The organism is Methylophaga sp. (assembly GCF_965655755.1).
GTDB lineage: Bacteria > Pseudomonadota > Gammaproteobacteria > Nitrosococcales > Methylophagaceae > Methylophaga.
The window spans coordinates 5005-8792 of the sequence record NZ_CBFHHW010000005.1; the positions used below are offsets into that span (position 1 = coordinate 5005).

6 protein-coding genes are annotated in these 3788 nt (G+C 45.9%); all 6 read right to left on the bottom strand.

The genetic code is table 11. The annotated features are described in order from the left end of the window. Positions 1-57: 57 nt before the first annotated feature. Positions 58-774, bottom strand: a complete 717-nt coding sequence (locus tag ACTF5U_RS02870) for a DsbC family protein (protein WP_438970133.1) — start codon at positions 772-774, stop codon at positions 58-60. Between the two features lie 12 nt (positions 775-786). Further along, on the bottom strand, positions 787-1272 hold the full coding sequence (locus ACTF5U_RS02875) for a YajQ family cyclic di-GMP-binding protein (protein ID WP_438970134.1): 486 nt from the start codon (positions 1270-1272) through the stop codon (positions 787-789). 70 nt (positions 1273-1342) lie between these two features. Continuing rightward, entirely contained in the window at positions 1343-2257 is a 915-nt protein-coding gene (gene xerD / locus ACTF5U_RS02880) for a site-specific tyrosine recombinase XerD (RefSeq protein ID WP_438970135.1), read from the bottom strand. A gap of 109 nt (positions 2258-2366) precedes the next feature. Beyond that, positions 2367-2711, bottom strand: a complete 345-nt coding sequence (rplS, locus tag ACTF5U_RS02885; RefSeq protein WP_438970136.1) for a 50S ribosomal protein L19 — start codon at positions 2709-2711, stop codon at positions 2367-2369. A 14-nt stretch (positions 2712-2725) separates the two neighbouring features. After that, positions 2726-3469 carry a tRNA (guanosine(37)-N1)-methyltransferase TrmD gene (gene trmD / locus ACTF5U_RS02890; RefSeq protein WP_438970137.1) on the bottom strand — a complete coding sequence of 248 codons (744 nt, stop codon included), beginning with the start codon at positions 3467-3469 and terminating at the stop codon, positions 2726-2728. Between the two features lie 13 nt (positions 3470-3482). After that, the coding region (gene rimM / locus ACTF5U_RS02895) for a ribosome maturation factor RimM (RefSeq protein WP_438970138.1) at positions 3483-3788 on the bottom strand (306 nt) is incomplete at its 5' end.

The following is a 3788-nucleotide window of genomic DNA, read 5'->3' on the forward strand; positions in this document are numbered from 1 at the left end:
ATCGATGATCATACGTTACGTCTGCATGATCATCGGGTCGCGGAAAACGAATCTGTTTTAAGACTGACCTGAAGATTGCTCAAGGATTTCTTTCAAACGCTCAGCAGGCACATAACCGGGCAACATTTGACCTGATTCCATAAAGAGTGCCGGTGTTCCCTGCACGCCCATTTTACGACCAATTTCAAACTCCGCTTTAACCGGGTTGTCACAGGTATTCGCTTCAAGTTCTTCACCTTGTTTCGCCCGAGTCATCGCATCACGGCGATCTTGAGCACACCATACAGTCACAGCCTCATCATAGGATTCTGAATCAATCCCTCCACGCGGATAAGCCATGTAACGAATCCGGATACCTTGGTCCATGTATTGCTGTATTTCAGAATGCATCTTACGACAGTAAACGCAGTCTATATCAGTGAATACAGTCAGCGTATGTTCTGTTTTTTCCGGCTCAAAGATAATCATATCTTCTTCATCCAGACTGTTAAGAATATCTTTTCTCAGACTAACTTTACGTTGTTCCGTCAAATTCGTTCTAGATTCCAATGAGACAAGATCGCCCTGCAATGCATACCGACCATCGGCTGAAAAATAGATGATTTCACCATTAATGACAGCTTCAAAAAAGCCAGTATTATCGACCTCCCGCAAACTATCAATTTTGACTTCTGGCAAAGTTTTTTCAAGCTGTTGCTTGAGTTTATCAGCATCTGCAGCCTGAGCAAATCCTGTCCAAAACAAAGGTAAAAGTAAAAAATAGCGTTTCAGCATTATCTGAATATCCTAGTCTCTGAAGTTATTGAATTGCAGCGGCATATCTATTGTGTCGTTACTTTTTAGCATTGCCATCACCCCTTGCAGGTCATCACGTTTTTTTCCTGTCACCCTGACGCTTTCACCCTGGACAGCAGCCTGCACTTTGGCTTTACTCTCTTTAATCAGTTTGACTATTTTGCGTGATAAATCTTTCTCTATTCCTTCGCGAACAACCACGTCTTGTTTACGCATTTTGCCGTGGCCGACCGAATCTTTGATTTCCAAGCAGCTGATTTCAATACCCCGTTTCACTAATTTCAGTCTCAAAATATCAAGTAACTGATCCAGCTGAAAATCACTATCTGCATGCATCGTCAATACCTTCTCCGACTGCTCTACACGTGCATCGGTTCCGCGAAAATCAAAACGATTCGCCAGTTCACGGTTCGCTTGATCTACGGCATTAGTCAGTTCATGTTTGTCGACTTCAGATACGATATCAAAAGAAGGCATTTTGCTCTCTCCGGCGCTGTTTTTGAAAGTAGGTTAGTGTAACACTCGGCGTGAGTGCGGTCAGTGCTGATCAACCTCGCGGGTGATGCTGTCCATGCAACTGTTTTAGACGTTCCTTCGCTACATGCGTGTAAATCTGGGTTGTCGACAAATCAGAATGACCCAGTAATAATTGCACCACACGGAGATCGGCACCGTGGTTGATCAAGTGCGTAGCAAACGCGTGACGTAATGTATGAGGGGATAAGGTCTTTTGTATCTGTGCCTGCTTGGCATAACGTTTAATGATGTACCAGAATGCCTGACGTGTCATCGCTTTGCCACGACGGGTTGGAAACATATCATCCGTGACCTTGCCATTCAACAAACCGGGCCGGCTTTCATAAAGATACTGCTGCAACCAGTCGAGCGCTTCCTCGCCCATCGGCACCAGTCGTTCTTTATTGCCTTTACCAATACAACGCACCAGTCCTTGCCGCATATTGACCTGTTCCTGTTTTAAGCTAACCAACTCAGATACGCGCAGACCACTGGCATAAAGCACTTCCAGCATGGTACGGTCTCGCAGCCCCAGTGGCTCGTTAATATCAGGCTGTGCCAGTAAATCGTCTACCTCCTGCTCCGTGAGGCTATCAGGTAACGGGTTACCCAAACGGGGAGATTCAAGCTGTGCAGTGGGATCACTATCGCGAATACCTTCACGAATAAGGTAGCGATAAAAGCGTCTCAAAGTGGAGAGTAAACGTGCTTCACTCCGCACCTTGCGACCTTCACGCATACGCAGACTTTGATAACGCTGAATGTCAGGCTGTGTCGCCGCAGCAAGATCAGTATCAAATTGAGCGAGCCAGGCTGCAAAAGCCAACAAGTCTCTTCGATACGCTTCAACGGTATTCTGACTCAAACCGGATTCCAGCCATAAGCTATCCAAAAAAGGCTGTAAGTACCGGCTGCTGTATGAAGGTTGATTGTCCTGCTCGCTCATTTTATATCCCTTATCAGGCTGATATCTTAGCAAGGCAGAAACAAAAAAGGGCAGTGAAAACACTGCCCTTTGAACTGCATGGATTGCAAAACAATCCCTGTCAGTGGTGTTACAGCTTTTCTTTGATACGTGCTGCTTTACCCGTCAGATCACGCAGATAGTACAATTTAGAACGACGTACATCACCACGACGTTTGACATCTACGCTTGCAATGCTTGGGCTGTTTGTTTGGAAAACACGTTCAACACCAACACCGCTTGAAATTTTACGGACAGTAAATGCAGAGTGCAGACCACGGTTGCGTTTAGCAATTACAACACCTTCAAACGCCTGTTCACGCTCACGGTCGCCTTCTTTAATTTTAACTTTAACAATAACAGTGTCACCCGCTGAAAATTCAGGGATATCCTGTCTTACTTGTTCAGCGTTAAGCTGTTCGATAATGTTACTCATTGTTCAACTCCCAACTAATCCTGCCCGCTCTCGGCAATAAACTCTTCTAATAGCGCTTTCTGCTCGTCAGACAAAGTCTCTTTTGCCAACAAGTCAGGTCGTCGCAACCACGTTCGTCCCAAGGACTGTTTCAGGCGCCATTTGCGAATCGCTTCATGATCACCCCCCAGCAATACCCCGGGTACTGACTGGTTAAATAACTTTTCCGGTCTGGTGTAATGCGGACAGTCCAGAAAGCCTGTCATAAATGAATCCTGCTCCGCAGAGTTCTCATCACCCAATACACCTGGTAACAGTCTTGCAACGCCATCAATCATGACCATTGCAGCCAGTTCACCACCGCTGAGGACGTAGTCACCAATCGACCATTCCTCGTCAATCTGTTTTTCAATCAGACGTTCATCAATACCTTCATAACGCCCTGCAACCAGAATCATTTTATCTCTGTTTGCTAACTGTTTCAGCGCTTTCTGATCCAGTTTTTTACCTTGTGGTGACAGGTATATTACCTTGCAATCGTCACCCAGTTCCTGTTTGGCTGCTGAGATAGCTTCTTCAAGAGGCGCCACCTTCATCACCATGCCAGGACCGCCACCATAAGGTCTGTCATCTACTGTTCGATGCTTATCGTGCGTGAAGTCACGGGGATTCCAGTAGCTGAGACTTAATCGTCCCTGACTGACTGCCCGGCCTGTCACACCATACTCAGTAATGGCATCAAACATTTGAGGGAAAAGGGATACAACACCTAAGCGCATGTCCCTCACTCCATCAATAATCTTTGTCCCAATCAACTTGGATAAGCTGTTTATCCAAATCAACCGATTTGACGATTTCATCCATCACAAACGGAATCAATCGTTCTGTGGTGTCACCCTCGGCTAGAACCACCAGTACATCATTCGCACCGGTTTCCAGCAAATGGTCTACCCGCCCCAGCGTTTCATCATTAAGATTAACAACTGTCAGGCCTTGTAGATCCGCCCAGTAGAATTCATCTTCTTCTGCCGGTTCTAATTGTTCTTTTTTGATCGCCAGTTCAGAGCCTATTAAAGGTTGAACCTGATCACGGTCAGT

What these genes read in the sequence shown, in the direction of transcription:
- ACTF5U_RS02870 (WP_438970133.1), bottom strand. Translation starts at nt 774, where the DNA reads ATGCTGAAACGCTATTTTTTACTTTTACCTTTGTTTTGGACAGGATTT.
- trmD (WP_438970137.1), bottom strand. Translation starts at nt 3,469, where the DNA reads ATGCGCTTAGGTGTTGTATCCCTTTTCCCTCAAATGTTTGATGCCATT.
- rplS (WP_438970136.1), bottom strand. Translation starts at nt 2,711, where the DNA reads ATGAGTAACATTATCGAACAGCTTAACGCTGAACAAGTAAGACAGGAT.
- ACTF5U_RS02875 (WP_438970134.1), bottom strand. Translation starts at nt 1,272, where the DNA reads ATGCCTTCTTTTGATATCGTATCTGAAGTCGACAAACATGAACTGACT.
- xerD (WP_438970135.1), bottom strand. Translation starts at nt 2,257, where the DNA reads ATGAGCGAGCAGGACAATCAACCTTCATACAGCAGCCGGTACTTACAG.